Consider the following 17,422-nt stretch of genomic DNA (forward strand, 5'->3'; position numbering starts at 1 on the left):
GCATGGGAATTGCCGCGCATATATGCACGGACGCCCGGTCACTCCTCAGACCTCGAGGAGCCAGCGCCCCCCGCCCATCAGCGAGCACAGCGACACCGCGTGGAACAGGAAGAGCCACAGCCCCGCCGGTACGTGCGTCAGCCGGGACAGCTGGTCCGCGTCCGAGTCCCCGGCGCCGCCGCGGTGCCGCTTGGCCTGGAGCTCGAACGCCGGGCGCACCCCGCCGACCAGCAAGAACCACACCACCGCGTACGCGAACGCCGCCTGCACCTGCGACCCCGCCAGCCACGACACCACCAGGAACGTGCCGCCGGTGAGGACCACCGTGAGCGCCCCGTACGCGTTGCGGATCATCACCAGCATCGCCACCAGCAGGGCGGTCGCGAGCCACAGCAGCAGGGTGATGTGACCGGCGGCCAGCAGGGCCGCGCCGCCGAGGCCGAGCAGCGGGGGAGCGGTGTAGCCGGCGGCCGCGGTGAGGATCATGCCGATGCCGTGCGGCTTGCCGCGGCTGACGGTGAGGCCGCTGGTGTCGGAGTGCAGGCGTATGCCGTTGAGCTGCCGGCCGGTCAGCAGCGCGACCAGGCCGTGGCCGCCCTCGTGGGCGATGGTGATCGCGTTGCGCGAGACCCGCCAGACGCCCTGCGGGACGGTCACGGCGAGCGCGGCGACGAGGGTCGCGATCACCACCCACAGATCGGGGTCGGGCTGGGTGCCGAAGACCCGGTCCCACAGGGAGGCGAGTGAGGAGGCGGTGCTGTCCATTGTGGGCGGTGGCTCCCGTGGGTGTCGGCGGATCTGGCAGTGTGGCACGTATGTGCGGACGGTATGCAGCTAGTCGTGGACCCGAGGATCTCGCAGGAATCTTTGAGATCGAGAAGTGGGAGCCGGAGGAGACGCTGGCCCCCGATTACAACGTGGCCCCGACCAAAGAGGTCTATGCCGTCCTCGACCGCCCTCTCAAGGACGTCGACGACCGGCGCCCGGTTCGCCAGCTGCGCAAGCTGAAGTGGGGCCTGGTCCCGTCCTGGTCGAAGTCCCCCGAGGGTGCCGCCCGGATGATCAACGCCCGCTCCGAGACCATCCACGAGAAGCCCTCGTTCAAGCGGGCCTTCTCCTCCCGCCGCTGCATCATCCCCGCCGACGGCTACTACGAGTGGGTCACCGGCACGCAGGAGCGGGACCTGGAGGTGGAGGGGAAGAAGAAGCGCCCGCGTAAACAGCCGTACTTCGTGCTGCCCGCCGACGGCTCGGTCTTCGCGATGGCCGGGCTGTACGAGTTCTGGCGGGACAAGACCCTCCCGGACGACCATCCGCTGGCCTGGTGGGTGACCTGCTCGGTGATCACCACGGAGGCCGAGACGACCCCGCTGGCCGTCGCCCCGGCCGACGGCCCGTACGCCCTCTCCGACATCCACCCCCGGATGCCCCTGATGCTCACCCCGGACCGCTGGGACACCTGGCTCGACCCGTCCCGCACCGACCTCGACGACCTGCGCACCCTCCTGGAGCCCCCGCCGCCCGGCCTGATGCGCGCCTACCCGGTCTCCACCGCCGTCAGCAACGTCCGCAACAACGGCCCGGAGCTGCTGAAGGAGCTGGAGGGCCCCGAAGAGGGCACACTCTTCTGACGTGAGGACCGAGATCGTTGGTACGGATGCGGGGGACGCCCGCATCACCTGGCACCCCGCGAGGAAGCCCCGGCTCGTGCTGGCCGTGAGCCATGGGGCGGGCGGTGGCATCGAGGCCCGGGATCTGCAGGCGCTGGCCGCCGTGCTGCCGGCCCACGGCGTGACCGTCGCCCTGGTCGAGCAGCCCTGGCGGGTGGCCGGGAAGAAGCTGGCGCCCGCGCCGAAGACGCTCGACGTCGGCTGGCGGGGGATCTGGCCGGCGCTCGCCAAGGCAGGGCCGCCGGTGATCTCGGGCGGGCGCAGTGCGGGCGCCCGGGTCGCCTGCCGTACGGCCGTCGAACTCGGCGCGCACGCCGTCCTCGCCCTCGGCTTCCCGCTGCACCCGCCCGGGAAGCCGGAGCGGTCCCGCGCCGGGGAACTGCTCGGATCGGGGGTGCCCACCCTCGTCGTACAAGGAGGGAACGACCCCTTCGGGAGGCCGGCCGAGTTCCCGGACGGGGAGTACGCGCTGGTCGAGGTGCCTGGCGGCGATCATGGGTTCGCCGTGCCCAAGCGGGCGGAGATCACACAGGACGCGGCCGTGGGGATCATCACGGACGCGGTCGTGGAGTGGACCGGGTCACTGGGGTAAAGGCCCGGGAATGTTGCGGGGCTTACCTCTGTTGAGCCGGACAGAAGTGCTGAACCACCAGCACCGACGTCGTGGAGAGGAAGTCCGCCGCATGGGTTCGACCGTATGCCCGAGCCGTGAGCGCAGCGCTGACCTGGACTGGACGGTGCTGAGTGCGGCCAAGACCACCCCTATTCGAGGGGCGGCGGGGACGGGTCGTCGTCTATCCTCCAATTCCGGTGGGTCCGGTTTCGGCCCTGCCCGGAATCTTGAGGAGGTGGGTCCGGTCACCGGTACCGACGCAGGGACCGACAACGGCCAGGCGGAGCTGCCCGAGGGCCAGGGCGTCAGCGCGGAGTCGACGACGGAGCGCAGCGCGCGCTTCGAGCGGGACGCGCTCGAATTCCTCGACCAGATGTACTCGGCCGCCCTGCGCATGACGCGTAACCCGGCGGACGCGGAGGACCTGGTGCAGGAGACGTACGCGAAGGCGTACGCGTCCTTCCACCAGTTCCGCGAAGGCACCAACCTCAAGGCGTGGCTGTACCGGATCCTCACCAACACCTTCATCAACTCCTACCGCAAGAAGCAGCGTGAGCCGCAGCGTTCGGCGGCGGAGGAGATCGAGGACTGGCAGCTGGCCCGTGCCGAGTCGCACATGTCGACCGGTCTGCGCTCCGCGGAGTCGCAGGCGCTCGACCACCTGCCGGACTCGGACGTGAAGGAAGCGCTCCAGGCGATCCCCGAGGAGTTCCGCATCGCCGTGTATCTCGCGGACGTCGAGGGCTTTGCGTACAAGGAGATCGCGGACATCATGGGGACACCCATCGGTACGGTGATGTCCCGGCTGCACCGGGGCCGCCGTCAACTGCGCGGCATGCTCGAGGACTACGCCCGTGAGCGCGGACTGGTCCCGGCCGGCGCCGGAGAGTCGAACGAAGCGAAAGGCTCGGGCTCATGAGCTGCGGAGAGCCGCACGAGACGGACTGCAGCGAGGTCCTCGATCATCTCTACGAGTTCCTCGACAGCGAGATGCCGGACGTCGACCGCGCCAAGTTCAAGCAGCACTTCCAGGAGTGCTCGCCGTGCCTGGAGAAGTACGGCCTGGAAGAGGCCGTGAAGAAGCTGGTCAAGCGGTGCTGCGGGCATGACGACGTACCGAGCGACCTGCGGTCCAAGGTCCTGGGGCGGCTCGACCTGATCCGCTCCGGGCAGGCGGTGCCGGACCACGACATCACCGCGGCCCCGCAGGAGTCCTGACTCCGCAGGACCCCGTGCGGGGCGACGGCGCAGGCTCAGATCTCCAGACCGGACTCGATCCGCTTCAGGCCGTGCCGGGCCAGGGCCAGGTTGCTGCGGGAGCGGTCGAGCGCCAGGTAGAGGAAGAGACTTCCCTGGCTGCTGGTCAGCGGCCGGATCAGGTGGTACTGCCGGCCCAGCGTGATCAGGATGTCCTCGATCGTGTCGTTCATGTCGAGCGAGGCCAGCGTGCGCATCTTGGAGCGCACGACCTCGGTGTTCCCGGCCGCCGCGAGCTCCAGGTCGAGCCCGTGCCCGCCGCCGAGCGTGCCGAGCGACATACCGCTCTCGTAGTCGACGAGGGCGACGCCGAGCGCGCCCTCGATGGTCATTGCTTCCTTCAGCGCGGTCTCGATGTTCATGCTGGGGCCCCAATTCCTCGGTGCTGCTGACCGGTCCAGGTCCGGCCACCTACGATCGAACGTGCGTGATTCGCGAGTCGGAGAACGTCAACTTTGTTGCGGGTTGTGAAAGTTGACGCTCAAAGTACTGTGCGTCGCAGAACGTTGTGGGGGGAATGGGGGAAATGGCGATGGCACTCCAGGCGGCCCTGGACGGGCTTCTCGATTCCCCGGGGTCACCGGAGTCGCCCTCGTCGACGCGGTCACCGGCCTGGCCTACGGTGTCGCCGGCGAGGCCGCGGAGGCGGGTGACGGGGCGGAGGCCTCCGAACTCGCCGCTCTGATCGTCGAACGGCTGGGCGCGGCAGGGGCCGAGGGGGAGTTGGAGAGCGTGGTCACGACCAGTACGAAGCGCCATCAGGTGCTGTTCTCGGTGGTACGTCCCGCGGGAGACCCGCTGCTGCTGGCGGCCGGTCTCGACCGGGGGCGGGTCAATGTGGCGCTGGTGCTGCGCGGCTTCGGGGAGCGTGCCGGAGAGGTGCTGGCGTGACGGCCCCCGCGGCCCGGAACGTACCGGCGCTGCTGCAACGGCTGCGCGAGCAGGAATTCAGCGGGACGGTACGGGTCTCCGGACACCCCGGAGGCACGATCCACCTGCGCGACGGGCTGGTGGGCGCGGTCGAGACACCGGGCGCGCCGACCGTCACCTCGACCCTGCTCGCCTCGGGCCGGATCGGCGACGACGACTGGCTCGCCGCCTGTGCCGCCGAGCCCGACGCGGACCGGCTCGGCGGGCGGCTCGTGGCCACCGGGCTGATCGGCGCCGCCGAACTGGACGTCGTCTGCGCGGCGGCCGCCTTCGACGGCGCCTTCGCCATGGCGCTGAGTCCGCCCGGCGAAAGGGAGTTGGGCGAGCGCGAGCCCGCGCTGGTCGCCGGCCGGGGAGTGGAGCCGCGGCTGCTGTCGCAGGAGACCGCACGACGGATGGCCGTGCTCTCGCGCTCGTGGGGCCCGCCGGGAGAGCTGACACGTGTCCGGCCCGTGCCCGTCGCGGCCGCGGGACCCCGGCTTCTGCCCAGACAGCAGGACGTGCTCGACAGCGCCAACGGCCGCAGGACGGCACGGGACATCGCGTTCGCGCTGGGGCGCGGGCTGTACGCGGTCATGCTCGACCTCGTACGCCTGGAAGCGCTGGGACTCGTCCGCTGTGAAGCCCGGGCCACCCCCGGCACCCGGCCGAGCACCGCCCCGCGCGTCCTGCCGGCGAACGCCCCCGCCGCGTCGCCGGCGAGCACGGCCCTGCCCAGACGCAGACCCGGTGGCGGACCTCCCGGGCGCGATCCCGGCGACCGGACGGGGAGAGGCGGCTAGCGTGAGTCGACCGGACAGGGAAGCGGCGAAGACCGCACGGGAAAAGAACCAACCGACGCCGCTCGCCCGCTCCGACCCGGACACCGGCCCCGGCTCCTTGTCGCAACCGACGCGCACACCGCTGCCCGTACGACGACCGCTGCCGCGCCGCGAACCCGCGCCGGCCTCCGCAGCCCCACCAGGGCTCCTGTCGATGCTCACGGCCGAGGAACTGGCCGCCGAACAACCCTCGATCGAGACACTGCGGCGCGTCCGGAAGGCGCTGCGGTCCCTCCCGGAGCCGGAGTGATCCCGCACGGCCCGGCCGTCGAGGCCCGCTTGGACGATAGCCGCTTGGACCATACCAGTACCGGCATATGCCGGGAACAAGGAGCACGTCACATGGCCGAAATCCCGTCGCCCGAGTCCCTGACCGACATTCTGACCTCGCTGCGTGAACGGGTGATGGGGGTTTCCGAGAGCGTCCTGTCCACCGTGGACGGCCTCCTGGTGGTCGCGGACGCCGACACCGTCCACCCGGAGTCCGTCTCCGCCCTCGCCGCCGCCACCCTCGGAGTCGCCCGCCGCATGGCCGACACCGCCGAGGCCGGGGCGCTGCGCGAGGTGATCGTCCGCTGCGGTGCGGGACACGTCATCGTGCTGGCGGTCGGCGAGCGCGCCCTGCTCACCGTGAAGGGCGACGACGGCCTCGATCTGGCCGCCTTCCAGCGCGAGTCGCCGGTGGCGGTGGAACAGCTGAACAAGGTGCTCGCCGCGGACGTGGGCCACTGAGTGTTCGTTCACTCGAATGTGCTAATCCGCGGTTCATAAGCCCGCGGACTCCCCCGTACCGCCCCTAGGCTCGTCGGCCTGAGCAGGCTCGGCCGGGGAGGGGCGTGATGGAGGCGGTTCCGGCGCGGGCGCGCGTGTACGTCGCCTGTGCGGTGCTCGGCGCCCTGTGCTGCCTGCTGCCGGTGCCCACGATCAGGACCTCCTGGTGGGCGGTGGTCCTCCTCGCCGTGGTGTACGCGGGCTGCGAACAGGCCGCGGCCCGCTGGCGGTTCGCCGGAACGTTCTACCCCGTGCTGCTCGCCGGCGCCTTCCTGCTGCCGCCGCCCGCGGCCGCGCTGGTCCCGCTGCCGGGGGCGCTGCTCTCCCGGGTCGAGCAACGGCCGTACGCGCTACGGCGGATCTGGCGCGCGGCCCAACTGGTGCTCGCCGTCTGGGCCGCCGGGCGGGTGCACTGGGCGCTGGGCGGTCGGGACGCCGTGGTCGGCTCCCACTTCCCGTACGCGCTCGTGCCGGCGGGGGCCGCGGTCCTCGTCTTCTGCCTGGTGCTGACCGTGCTGGACGGCGGCATCCTCGCGCTGGCCGAGAGGCTTCCGGTGCGGCGGGCCTGGCGCGGTCTGTTCGTACGGTCCCTCGCTCCCGTCGCCGTGCACGGGCTCGCCGGGCTGATGATGGCCGTGCTGTGGCGCAGCCCGTACGGGCCGGTCGCCGCGCTGCTCGTGCTGCTGCCGATGTGCGTGTCCTGGTGGGTGTTCGCCCAGTACCACCGCGAGCGGGCCGCGCACCAGGCGACCATCCGGGCGCTGGTCCAGGCCGTCGACATCAAGGACGGGTACACCCGCGGGCACAGTGAGCGGGTCGGACAGGCCTCGATGATGATCGCGCGCGAACTGGGCATGGACGACCGGCGGGTCGAGGTGCTGCGGTTCGCCGGGATCCTGCACGACGTCGGCAAACTCGGCGTCCCCACAAGGCTGTTGCGGAAGGACGGACCGCTGACTCCCGAGGAGCGGCGGGTGATCGAGCTGCATCCCGAGTACGGCCACGAAATGGTGCGCGGAATCGGTTTTCTCGGTGAGGCGCGGGCCGCCGTGCTCCACCATCACGAGCGGCTGGACGGGAGCGGGTACCCGTACGGACTGATGGGAAGTCAGATCCCCGAGTCGGCAAGGGTGGTGGCGGTTGCCGACGCCTTCGACGCGATGACCTCCACCCGCTCCTACCGGCGGGCCCGGCCCGTCCCGGTCGCACTGGAGGAGCTGGAGCGGTGCGCCGGGGCGCAGTTCGACCCGCGAATGGTCACCGCGCTGGTCCGGGCGCTCGGCCGGCAGGGCTGGCACCCGGCGGTGACGGCGGACGAGACGCGGGAGTGCGAGTTGCCCGCGCCTTCGGTGGCGGGGCGGCCCGGGGCGCGCCGATGACGGTACGTCGAAGCCCGCGCCGTCCGACCCTCACCGCCCTCATCCACACCTCCGCCGCCCTCCTCGCCGCCGTCTCCCTCGCCGTCACCCTCTGGAGCGGTGTCCAGGAGCGGCCCACCGCGCTCGCCTTCGGTCTGCTGGTGACCGTCGGGGAGCTGACCCGCTGGACCGGGGCCCGGGTGCGGGAGGCCGCCCCGCTCGGGGCCGCGGCCGCGCTGTCGTATGCGCTGCTCGGGGCCGACGCCGGACAGCCCACCCGGCACGGGGTCGCACAGGTCGTCGCCGTCGTCCTGGCCGCCTCGCTGCTCGGCGTCGTGCCGCACATCGCGCGCGGACAGGGACCGGTCCTCGACCATCTCGCCCGGCGCGTGCTGACCGTCGGATTCGCCGCCGTCTGCTTCCAACCCCTGTACAACCGGGGCGTGTTCGCGGAGTGGGGCGGCCCGGCCTACGCCCTGCTGCTGCTCGCGCTGCTCACCCTCACCGCCCTGTGCGACTGCGTGCTCGCCGCCGCCCTCGCGCACTCCCGCACCGGCTGGCCCTTCGGCCCGCTGCTGCGGGACGAGCTGCGCGCGCTGCTCGGCATCGGGTCGGCGGTCTGCGCGACCGGCGCGGTGATGGCGCTCGCGGTCGCCGTCGTCGGCCTGTGGGCGCTGCCCGTCTTCTCGCTGCCGCTGCTGCTGACCCAGCTGTCCTTCAAGCGGTACGCGGCCGTCCGCACCACCTACCGCCAGACCATCGCCTCCCTCGCCCGGGCCACCGAGATAGCGGGATACACCCCACCGGTCACGCCCGCCGGGTCGCCGAGCTCAGCCGTGCCGTCGGCCGCGAGCTGGGCCTGACCCGACCCGAGCTGAGCGTCCTGGAGTACGCCGCCCTCATGCACGACATCGGTCAGCTCAGCCTGGTCGACCCGGTGCCGGCCGGCGCCACCGCCGTACTGCCCGCGGCGGAGCAGCGCCGGATCGCGCTGCTCGGCGGGGCCGTCGTACGCCAGACCGGGGTGGACTCCGCGGTCGCCGTGGTCGTGGAGCGGCAGGCCGACCCCTACCGGGAGCAGCCGGTCGCCGCCCGGATCGTACGGGCCGTGAACGCGTACGAGGAGAAGGTGCGGGACGCCGGTCCGGGCGGGCCGTTCACCGCACTGGAGGAGCTGCGCCTGGCGACCGCCGGGGACTACGCGCCCGAGGTCGTGGAGTCGCTGGCCCGCGTCCTGGCGAGAGACCGTCTGACCCTCCCCTCGGCTGGGTAACCCATGGGTAATGAGCGCCCTTCCAGCCGCACGTGGTTGGATGCGAATGAGAGGGTGTCCGGGGGCGGTGTTAGCCAGCCCACTCCACGGAACTGGCAGGCGGGAATCGTGAGGATCTTCGGCAAGGGACGGCACCGGCCCTCCGCCTCCTGGCGGCAGGCCACAGATCGCGCCTTCACGCTGATCGGCGACGGCCGGTACGAGGACGCGGGCGCGCTGCTGACACGTGCCGCCGACCTGGAGCCGTGGCTCTCCGAGTCCTGGTTCAACCTCGCCCTGCTGCACAAGTTCCGGCACGACTGGGAGCAGGCACGGGCGGCCGGACTGCGTGCCGTCGCCCTGCTCGACCGGGAGACCGGGGCCCCCGACTGGTGGAACGTCGGCATCGCGGCCACCGCCCTCCAGGACTGGCCGCTGGCCCGGCGGGCCTGGCAGGCGTACGGGCTGCGGGTGCCGGGCGTCGCCACGGCGTCCGGCGAACCGGTGGGCATGGACCTCGGCAGCGCGGCCGTCCGGCTCTCCCCGGAAGGGGAGGCCGAGGTGGTGTGGGGACGGCGCCTCGACCCCGCCCGCATCGAGGTGCTGTCGATCCCGCTGCCCTCGTCCGGGCGGCGCTGGGGCGAGGTCGTGCTGCACGACGGCGTACCGCACGGTGAGCGCACGACCACCGCCGGGCACGCCTACCCCGTCTTCGACGAGATCGAGCTGTGGGCGCCGTCGCCGGTGCCGACCTGGGTGGTCCTGCTGGAGGCCGCGACCGAGGCCGACCGGGACGCGCTGGAGCAGCTCGCCGCGGACGCCGGGTTCGCGGCCGAGGACTGGTCGTCATCCGTACGGCTGCTGTGCCGGATGTGCTCCGAGTCGCGGATGCCGTCCGACGAGGGCGACGGCGAGCATCTCGACCCGCACGACCACAGCGAGCCGGGACACCCCGGGCCGCTCGGCCACCGCACCGACGGGCAGATGTGGGTACCGGAGCGTGAGTGCGGGGTGGCGGCGCCGGCTTCGCTGGTACGGGGGCTGCTGGACGGGTGGGTCGCGGACAGCCCCGACTCCCGGGACTGGCGAGACCTCGAAGAGGTCTGCTGAGACATCGCCGTACCCTTTAGCACTGAATCCCAGTTTTCCAGGAAGGCGATCCGTAGGTCATGGCGCAGCAGGACACCGATCAGCAGCACGCGGGCGTGCTCCCCGTGGACGACGAGGGCTTCGTCATCGACACCCAGGACGCCGAGGAGCGGGAGAGCGCCTGGCGGGAGGCCGGGACCTCGCGGCCCATCACGGTCGTCGGGAACCCCGTGCTGCACAAGGAGTGCAAGGACGTCACCGACTTCGGCGACGAGCTCCAGCAGCTGGTCGCGGACATGTTCGCCTCGCAGCGCACCGCCGAGGGCGTGGGCCTGGCCGCCAACCAGATCGGCGTCGACCTCAAGGTCTTCATCTACGACTGCGGCGACGACGAGGGCGTCCGGCACGTGGGTGTCGTCTGCAACCCCAAGGTGGTCGACCTGCCCGCCGAGAAGCGCCGGCTGGACGACAGCAACGAGGGCTGCCTCTCGGTGCCGACCGCGTACGCGCCGCTCGCCCGCCCCGACTACGCCGAGGTGACCGGGCAGGACGAGAAGGGCAACCCGGTCAAGGTCCGCGGCACCGGCTACTTCGCGCGCTGTTTGCAGCACGAGACCGACCACCTGTACGGCTACCTCTACATCGACCGCCTCTCCAAGCGCGAGCGCAAGGACGCGCTGCGGCAGATGGCCGAGAACGAGCCCCGCTACCCCGTGGTCGCCAACGACTGAGCCCCCGGGGCCCCAGGAGCGAGCACAACACCCATACGTACGGCGTCTGTTCAGGTTTACCTCCCTGACCAGGCGCCGTTCGTCTGTCCGTCGCACGTTCGATCGTATGTGTGCCTGAAGTGATCCATAATCAGTCATACAAGGGGAGATTCTCGGCACTGCGGGGTGGTGAATGGAGCAAATCCGTTCCCAGATCGGTCAGTTGTGGTGCTGAATGGGAAGTGCGGGGATACGCAACGGCGCACGCCCGGTATGCGAGAGGGCGCGCGTCAACTGGCGGCTGAGAGGGGTTTGTTCGTGCCTGCTTTCCCACACAGCACCACAACGACAGTGACCGCGACCGCGGTCCCACCGTCACTCTCCCTCCCCGTGATCGAGGCTGCGTTTCCCCGGCAACTGCACCCGTATTGGCCTCGACTACAGGAGAAGACACGCGCCTGGCTGCTGGAAAAACGGCTCATGCCGGCGGAGAAGGTGGCGGAATATGCCGACGGGCTTTGCTACACCGACCTCATGGCGGGGTGCTACCCGGACGCCCCGGACGACGTGCTGCAGGCGATAGCCGACTACAGCGCGTGGTTCTTCGCCTGGGACGACCGGCACGACCGGGACATCGTCCACCGGCGACCCGAGGCCTGGCGGCGGCTCCGGCTCCGCCTGCACACGGCCCTGGACTCCCCGCACGAGCACCTGCACCACCGCGATCCGCTGGTCGCGGCGCTCGCGGACTGCGTGGTGCGCATGTACTCGTTCGTGTCGGAGACGTGGAACGCGCGCTTCGCCCGGCACTTCCACGCGGTGATCGAGGCGTACGACCGGGAGTTCCACAACCGCACCGAGGGGATCATCCCCACGGTCGAGGACTATCTCGCCCTGCGCCGGCTCACCTTTGCGCACTGGATCTGGATCGACCTGCTGGAGGCGAGCGCCGGACGTGAACTCCCGGACGCCGTACGGAAACATCCGGCATTCCGGCGGGCGGCGCTGCTCACCCAGGAATTCTCCGCCTGGTACAACGACCTCTGCTCGCTCCCGAAGGAAATAGCGGGCGACGAGCTCCACAACCTCGGAATAAGTCTCATCAAACACGAGGGTATGACGGTGGAGGAAGCGATCGCCGAAGTACGGCGACGCATTCTGAAATGCATATCCGACTTCGTCGTGGTGGAACGCAGCACGCTGCGATTCGCGGACGATCTCGCCGACGGCACCGTGCGCGGAAAAGAACTGAGCACCGCAGTGAGGGACTGCGTCGGAACCATGCGGAGCTGGTTCTCCGCCGTCTACTGGTTCCACCACGAATCCGGCCGTTACATGGTCGACAGCTGGGACGACCGGTCCACGCCCCCGTACGTCAACAACGAAGCGGCAGGTGAGAAATGACCGTCGAGTCAGTGAAGTCCGAACCGCAGATATATGCGGAACCGGAAGGCGCGCCGACCGAACCGCCGTTCGCCGACGGCGGTATCCCGCTGCTCGGCCACGGCTGGAAGCTGGTCCGCGACCCGCTGGCCTTCCTGGCCGGCCTGCGCGACCACGGCGAGGTGGTCCGGCTCCGGCTCGGCCCCAAGGCGGTGTACGCCGTCACCACGCCCGAACTCACCGGCGCCATCGCCCTCAGCCCCGACTACATCATCGCCGGGCCGCTGTGGGAGTCCCTGGAGAGCCTGCTCGGCAAGGAGGGCGTGGCCACCGCCAACGGCCCGCTGCACCGGCGCCAACGGCGCACCATCCAGCCCGCGTTCCGGCCCGGCGCCCTCCACGCCTACGGGCCCGTCATGGAGGAGGAGATCGCCGCGCTGATGGCCCGCTGGCGGTCCGCCGGCACCATCGACGCGACCACCGAGGCCTTCCGGGCGGTCGTCCGGATCTCGGTGAGCAGCCTGATGCGCGGCAGCTGCACCGACGAGCGGGCGGAACGCGTCAGCGCCGCGCTCACCACCCTGTTCAGGGGTATGTACCAACGCATGGTGATCCCCCTGGGACCGCTTTATCGGCTCCCCCTCCCGGCCAACCGCGAATTCAACCGGGCGCTGGCCGATTTGCATCTCCTGGTCGACGAGATCGTCGCCGACCGACGGGCATCCGGTCAAAATCCGGACGATTTGCTGACGGCTTTGCTGGCGGCGACGGACGAGAATGGCGACCCCATCGGGGATCAGGAGATCCACGACCAGGTCGTCGCCATGCTCACGGCCGGCAGCGAAACCGTCGGCGCGGTGCTCATCTCACTGCTCCTGGTGCTCACCGAGCACCCCGACCTGGCCGACAAGATCCGGGCCGAGGTGAATACGGTCGCGGGGGACCGGCCGATCGCATTCGAGGACGTGCGGAAGCTGACGTACACCGCGAATGTGGTCACCGAGACAATGCGCCTGTATCCGTCCGTGTGGATATTGACCCGGCGCGCGGTCACCGACACCGAGCTCGGCGGATACCGCATTCCCGCGGGCGCCGACATCGTGTACAGCCCGTATGCGATCCAGCGCGATCCGCGCTCGTTCGAACGGCACGAGGAGTTCGACCCCGACCGCTGGCTGCCGGGGCGGGACGCGGAGGTGCCCAAGCACGCGATGAAGCCGTTCAGCGTCGGCAACCGCAAGTGCCCGGCCGACCACTTCTCGATGGCCGAGCTGACGCTGCTCACCGCGGCGGCGGCCCGCGCCTTCGCGTTCGAGCACGCGCCCGGGTCCGACTCCCGGCCGCGGATCGGCATCACGCTGCGTCCCCGCGCGCTCAAGCTGCGGGCGGTCCCGCGATGAGTGGGAGAGACGGGGGAGAGAGGGGTCAGGCGGCCGCCTCCGGCCCCCTGAACGTGCGCCGGTAGGCATGCGGGGTGGTCCCGATCGCCTGCGCGAACTGGTGACGCAGCGCGGCCGCGTTGCCGAACCCGGTCCGGCCGGCGATCGCGTCCACCGTCTCGTCCGTCGCCTCCAGCAACCGCTGGGCCTGTAGCACTCGTTGGCGCAGGATCCAGCGGTAGGGAGTCGTCCCCGTCTCCTGCTGGAAGCGGCGGGCGAAGGTGCGCGGCGACATGTGCGCGCGCTCGGCGAGCTGCTCGACGGTGACGTCCTCGTCGAGGTGCCGGTCCATCCAGACCAGGACCTCGCCGACGGTGTCGCAGGAGTTCTTCGGCAGCGGCCGCTCGATGTACTGCGCCTGTCCGCCGTCCCGGTGCGGCGGCACCACCATCCGCCGGGCGATCTTGTTGGCGACCTCCGGGCCCTGCTCCTTGCGCACGATGTGCAGACACGCGTCGATGCCGGCGGCGGTGCCGGCGGAGGTGATCACCGGTTCCTCGTCGACGTACAGGACGTCGGGCTCGACGGTCAGCGCCGGGTACGCCCGGGCCAGCTCGTCCGCGTGGTGCCAGTGCACGGCGCAGCGGCGGCCGTCAAGGAGTCCGGCCGCGGCGAGCACGAAGACGCCGGAGCAGACGCTGAGCACCTGGGCGCCCCGGTCGACCGCGCGCCGCAGCGAGTCGAGCAGCTCCGGCGGGAACTCCCGGCTCTCGAAGCGGGCGCCCGCCGGCACGGCGATCAGGTCGGCCTCCTCCAGCCGCTCCAGACCGTGCTCGACCTGCATGGAGAAGCCCGCGCGCGTACTCAGCACGGGCCCCTCGGCCGAGGCGACCGCGAAGTCGTACACGGGAAGTCCGTCGTCACTGCGGTCGGTGCCGAACACCTCACAGACGACGGCGAGTTCGAAGGGGTTCACGCCGTCCAGCACGACGGCGGCGACGTTTTTCAGCATGCTCCCAGTATGCCTCGGCATTGGCAGTATTTCGAGGGTCTACGGCAGTCCTGCCACTGTTTGTAAGGAGCTATCGGCGCGACAGTGGTGTACATGGATACGGCACACCTCGAAGGGCTGATCGGAATGCTGACCGTTCTCGGAATCCTCGTACTCGTGGTCCTCCCGTCCCTGCTGGGCATCGCGCACGACCGTCGCATGGACCGTCAGATCCGCAAGGCCCAGCAGGCCCGCCGGCGCTACTTCACCACCACGGTGACCCACCACTCCTGAATCCCCAGGCACGAGACCCGGCCCGGCTGGGCGGCGCACAGCGGCCGCGTGGACTCCAGCCGGGTCCTGCCGTCCTTGACCGCCTTGAACGCGGCGTTCGCGTCGCCCGTCTGGAGGACGATTCCGGCGTTGGTCGCCTCCAGCACGGAACCGTTTCCGGAGACCGGCTTCCAGGGCCGTTTGGCGGTGCCGTCAAGGTTGATCCGCAGGGTCTCGCCCACCGCCAGGCACACGGTACGGCCGCTGTCGGCCGCGTCGAGCGTCGAGGCGGACGTACAGCCCGTGGGGCTCGTGGACGGCGTGCCCGTGCCCGTGGGGGAAGACGACGGTTGGGGGAAGACGACACGCTGCCGCCGTCGCCGCCCTTGCCGCTGTCGGTCTGGCTGCCGCAGCCGGCCAGCACCAGGGTGAGCGCGGCGAGTGCGACGGTCGTGTGGGGGATCGTTCGGCGCATTGGGGGCCTCCTCTCCCTTCTGACGTGTGACCGGCTCCGACGGATCCACACCGGAGCACACCGGAGCCCCGGCCGCGAAGGCGGCGACCGGGGCTCCGGGTTCTGCCCGTTCCTACGGGGTCAGCTGGTCGTGACGGCGGTGTCGTCGACGACGAAGCTGGTCTGGAGCGAGGAGTCCTCGACACCGCTGAACTTCAGGGTGACGGTGGAGCCCGCGTACGAGCTCAGGTCGAAGGACTTCTGCGCGTAGCCGGAGGCGGCGTTGAGGTTCGAGTACGTCGCCAGGGTGGTCGAACCGGCGGTGACCGTCAGCTTGTCGTACGCGGTGCTGCTGGAGGTCTCCGCGGTGTCGATGTGCAGGTAGAAGGTGAAGGTGGCCTTGCAGCCGGTGGGCACGGTCACCGACTGGGAGAGCGTGTCGGTGTGGGTGGAGCCGTACCCGTCGAGCCAGGCGTAGTAGGACCCGGCGTGCGCCGACTCACTGCTGGAGTTGGTGATCACACCGCTGGTGGCGGTCCAGGTGGTGTTGCCCGACTCGAAGCCGGCGTTGCCCAGCAGCTGCGACGAGGTGCAGGTGCCGCTGGAGGAGCCGACGGTCCAGCTGAAGGAGGCCGAGCCGGAGGCGCCCGTGCTGTCGCTCGCCGTGACGGTGACCTGGTACGTGCCCGCGGTGGACGCCGTGCCCGAGATCAGGCCGGTCGAGCTGCTGATGGACAGGCCGGTCGGCAGTCCGCTCGCGCTGTAGGTCAGGGTCGCGCTCGCACTGTCGGTCGCGCTGATCTGGAGGCTGACCGAGCTGCCGGTGGTGGTCGACTGGCTGCCCGGGTTGGTGACGGTCACCGTGTTGCCGGAGGTGCTGCCGGAGGCGAAGGCCGTGGTGCCGTTGGGGGTGCCCCAGCCGGTCGGGCCGTCGTAGCCGGTGGCGGCGGTGCAGAAGTACGAGGTCGAGCAGGAGCCGTTGTTGCCGCTGGTCACGTCGTACAGGTTGCCGGTGTGCGAGTAGGGGTACTTCGCCGGGTAGTCGCTGGAGCCCGGGGTGCCCGCGAGGGCGTACACGCCCGCGATGATCGGCGACGAGGCACTCGTACCGCCGTAGACCGCCCAGCCGGAGCCGCCGTAGGTGTCGTACACGGCCACACCGGTGGCCGGGTCGGCGACCGCCGAGACGTCGGACTCCATGCGCTTGGTGCAGCCGGTGTCGGTCTGCCAGCTCGGCTTCGAGTCGTACGCCGAGCAGCCGGAGCCGGTGCCCTCGGAGGAGCTGGTCTTCCACACGGACTCGGTCCAGCCGCGGGAGTTGGAGGACGTGGAGAGGGCGGTGCCGCCGACCGCCGTCACGTACTGGGAGGTCGCCGGGTACTCGGCGCCGTAGCCGGAGTCACCCGCGGAGACGGTGATCGCGACACCCGGGTGCTTGAAGTACGAGGTGTCCTCGCTGGTCTGGGAGGAGGACTCGTCCCCGCCCCAGCTGTTGGACACGAACTTGGCGCCCAGCGCGACGGCCTCGTTCTCGGCGGTGCCGAGGTCGGAGTCGGTGGCCGAGTTCGCTTCCACCAGGATGATGTTGCAGTTGGGGCAGACGGCGCTGACCATGTCGATGTCGAGCGCCTCCTCGCCGGCCCAGCCGGAGTCGTTGGAGGGCAGCGAGGTCGTCGAACCGGTCTGACTGACCTGCTTGAAGCAGCCGTTGGCGACCGTGCACGCCGACAGGCCGTAGGTCGAACGGTAAGTGGCCAGGTCCGAGGCCGCGTTGGGGTCGTTGTAGGCGTCGACCACGGCAACCGTCAGGCCCGACCCGCCCGTTGACGGCAGGTTGTAGGCGCTGTGCAGGTTGGCCGGGCTGAGGCCGGAGGGCGCGGCGGCGGCGACCGCGGAGGCCAGCCGCTGCTTGATGTCGGTACGGCGCTGCGCGAAGCAGGCCGCCTGGCCGGGGGCGGCGGTGGCGCACAGGTGCTTCGTGGGCACCTTCTGCCCCGCCTTGCCGGTGGAGTGGAAGGTCTGCCGGTCGGGGGAGGTGAGGGCCTTGGCGTTCTGGGTGACCCGGGTGGTGTGGGCCGTCGCGGACACCGCGGGTGCCGCGTGTGCCGGTGCGGCGACCAACCCGGCGAGGCCGAGGGCGAGGGCGGGTATGGCGGTGGTCAGGAGTCTTCGCAGACTCCGTCCGGTCTTCTCACGCATGGGGGTACTGCCTCCGTCGTTGGAGTGGGGTTCTCGACGCAGGTGGCAGGCCTGTGACGCGCGTAGCGGCGGCGGTGCGCGATGCCGTCATGGGCATGACACATTTGGGCGTCCTGTGCCTGTGTTGTGGACATGGCGGGACGGGCAGAACGTAGCCGGGGCCGAGGATGCGGAGCCAGATGCGCCGGAAGAACTTTGCCGCTCCATAGCCGATGCATGGACGGCCCATGGAAGCTCCATGGGCCGTCCAGGGCCTGGCGGGGCTGGACGGG

General features: G+C 70.7%; 19 protein-coding genes and 1 pseudogene. 15 read left to right on the top strand and 5 right to left on the bottom strand.

The genetic code is table 11. The features are described from left to right. Positions 1-45 precede the first annotated feature (45 nt). Positions 46-765 carry a M50 family metallopeptidase gene (locus ACQEWB_RS32795; RefSeq protein ID WP_432837387.1) on the bottom strand — a complete coding sequence of 240 codons (720 nt, stop codon included), beginning with the start codon at positions 763-765 and terminating at the stop codon, positions 46-48. Positions 766-815: 50 nt separating this feature from the next. On the opposite strand from ACQEWB_RS32795, the gene ACQEWB_RS32800 reads away from it, so the two are divergent. From ACQEWB_RS32800 to rsrA, 4 genes are all read left to right on the top strand, one after another. Beyond that, entirely contained in the window at positions 816-1,631 is an 816-nt protein-coding gene (locus tag ACQEWB_RS32800) for an SOS response-associated peptidase (protein WP_432837389.1), read from the top strand. A 1-nt stretch (position 1,632) separates the two neighbouring features. After that, positions 1,633-2,262 (top strand): alpha/beta hydrolase family protein, encoded by a 630-nt coding sequence (locus tag ACQEWB_RS32805; protein WP_432837391.1) that lies wholly within the window; start codon positions 1,633-1,635, stop codon positions 2,260-2,262. 256 nt (positions 2,263-2,518) lie between these two features. Then, positions 2,519-3,202, top strand: coding sequence for an RNA polymerase sigma factor SigR (gene sigR, locus ACQEWB_RS32810; protein WP_381165761.1), 684 nt, complete (start codon positions 2,519-2,521; stop codon positions 3,200-3,202). Beyond that, complete coding sequence (rsrA, locus tag ACQEWB_RS32815; RefSeq protein WP_432837394.1) at positions 3,199-3,501, top strand: mycothiol system anti-sigma-R factor; 303 nt, start codon at positions 3,199-3,201, stop codon at positions 3,499-3,501. Before sigR ends, rsrA begins: the two co-directional genes overlap by 4 nt. 35 nt (positions 3,502-3,536) lie before the next feature. Here rsrA and ACQEWB_RS32820 read toward each other — a convergent pair whose 3' ends face one another. Continuing rightward, entirely contained in the window at positions 3,537-3,902 is a 366-nt protein-coding gene (locus ACQEWB_RS32820; protein WP_432837396.1) for a hypothetical protein, read from the bottom strand. A gap of 112 nt (positions 3,903-4,014) precedes the next feature. Between ACQEWB_RS32820 and ACQEWB_RS32825 the strand changes: the two genes are divergently transcribed. From ACQEWB_RS32825 to ACQEWB_RS32870, 10 genes and pseudogenes are all read left to right on the top strand, one after another. Continuing rightward, complete coding sequence (locus ACQEWB_RS32825; RefSeq protein WP_432837398.1) at positions 4,015-4,431, top strand: hypothetical protein; 417 nt, start codon at positions 4,015-4,017, stop codon at positions 4,429-4,431. Next, positions 4,428-5,252 carry a hypothetical protein gene (locus ACQEWB_RS32830; RefSeq protein WP_432837400.1) on the top strand — a complete coding sequence of 275 codons (825 nt, stop codon included), beginning with the start codon at positions 4,428-4,430 and terminating at the stop codon, positions 5,250-5,252. Before ACQEWB_RS32825 ends, ACQEWB_RS32830 begins: the two co-directional genes overlap by 4 nt. A 1-nt stretch (position 5,253) precedes the next feature. Beyond that, positions 5,254-5,541 (top strand): hypothetical protein, encoded by a 288-nt coding sequence (locus ACQEWB_RS32835; protein ID WP_432837402.1) that lies wholly within the window; start codon positions 5,254-5,256, stop codon positions 5,539-5,541. 92 nt (positions 5,542-5,633) lie between these two features. Continuing rightward, positions 5,634-6,023 carry a roadblock/LC7 domain-containing protein gene (locus ACQEWB_RS32840; protein WP_432837404.1) on the top strand — a complete coding sequence of 130 codons (390 nt, stop codon included), beginning with the start codon at positions 5,634-5,636 and terminating at the stop codon, positions 6,021-6,023. Between the two features lie 107 nt (positions 6,024-6,130). After that, positions 6,131-7,441 carry an HD-GYP domain-containing protein gene (locus ACQEWB_RS32845; RefSeq protein ID WP_432837406.1) on the top strand — a complete coding sequence of 437 codons (1,311 nt, stop codon included), beginning with the start codon at positions 6,131-6,133 and terminating at the stop codon, positions 7,439-7,441. Then, positions 7,438-8,693, top strand: a pseudogene (locus ACQEWB_RS32850) (HD-GYP domain-containing protein). The gene ACQEWB_RS32845 and the pseudogene ACQEWB_RS32850 overlap by 4 nt, the downstream one beginning before the upstream one ends. A 108-nt stretch (positions 8,694-8,801) precedes the next feature. After that, complete coding sequence (locus tag ACQEWB_RS32855; protein WP_432837408.1) at positions 8,802-9,782, top strand: tetratricopeptide repeat protein; 981 nt, start codon at positions 8,802-8,804, stop codon at positions 9,780-9,782. A 59-nt stretch (positions 9,783-9,841) separates the two neighbouring features. Continuing rightward, entirely contained in the window at positions 9,842-10,492 is a 651-nt protein-coding gene (gene def / locus ACQEWB_RS32860; RefSeq protein ID WP_432837410.1) for a peptide deformylase, read from the top strand. A 252-nt stretch (positions 10,493-10,744) separates the two neighbouring features. Continuing rightward, on the top strand, positions 10,745-11,875 hold the full coding sequence (gene cyc1, locus ACQEWB_RS32865; protein WP_432844147.1) for an epi-isozizaene synthase: 1,131 nt from the start codon (positions 10,745-10,747) through the stop codon (positions 11,873-11,875). Continuing rightward, positions 11,872-13,254 carry a cytochrome P450 gene (locus ACQEWB_RS32870; protein ID WP_432837412.1) on the top strand — a complete coding sequence of 461 codons (1,383 nt, stop codon included), beginning with the start codon at positions 11,872-11,874 and terminating at the stop codon, positions 13,252-13,254. The genes cyc1 and ACQEWB_RS32870 overlap by 4 nt, the downstream gene beginning before the upstream one ends. Before the next feature lie 25 nt (positions 13,255-13,279). On the opposite strand, the gene ACQEWB_RS32875 is transcribed toward ACQEWB_RS32870, so the two are convergent. Beyond that, positions 13,280-14,245 (bottom strand): GlxA family transcriptional regulator, encoded by a 966-nt coding sequence (locus ACQEWB_RS32875; RefSeq protein ID WP_432837414.1) that lies wholly within the window; start codon positions 14,243-14,245, stop codon positions 13,280-13,282. Between the two features lie 93 nt (positions 14,246-14,338). On the opposite strand from ACQEWB_RS32875, the gene ACQEWB_RS32880 reads away from it, so the two are divergent. Continuing rightward, the gene (locus ACQEWB_RS32880) at positions 14,339-14,518 is read left to right on the top strand and encodes a hypothetical protein (RefSeq protein ID WP_432837416.1); all 180 of its coding nucleotides are present in this window, start codon (positions 14,339-14,341) and stop codon (positions 14,516-14,518) included. Here ACQEWB_RS32880 and ACQEWB_RS32885 read toward each other — a convergent pair. After that, the gene (locus ACQEWB_RS32885; RefSeq protein ID WP_432837418.1) at positions 14,485-14,739 is read right to left on the bottom strand and encodes a hypothetical protein; all 255 of its coding nucleotides are present in this window, start codon (positions 14,737-14,739) and stop codon (positions 14,485-14,487) included. The two genes, ACQEWB_RS32880 and ACQEWB_RS32885, sit on opposite strands and share 34 nt — an antisense overlap. A gap of 353 nt (positions 14,740-15,092) precedes the next feature. Then, entirely contained in the window at positions 15,093-17,150 is a 2,058-nt protein-coding gene (locus tag ACQEWB_RS32890) for a putative Ig domain-containing protein (RefSeq protein WP_432837420.1), read from the bottom strand. Between the last annotated feature and the right edge of the window lie 272 nt (positions 17,151-17,422).

The organism is Streptomyces sp. CA-249302 (assembly GCF_050936785.1).
Classification (GTDB): Bacteria; Actinomycetota; Actinomycetes; order Streptomycetales; family Streptomycetaceae; genus Streptomyces.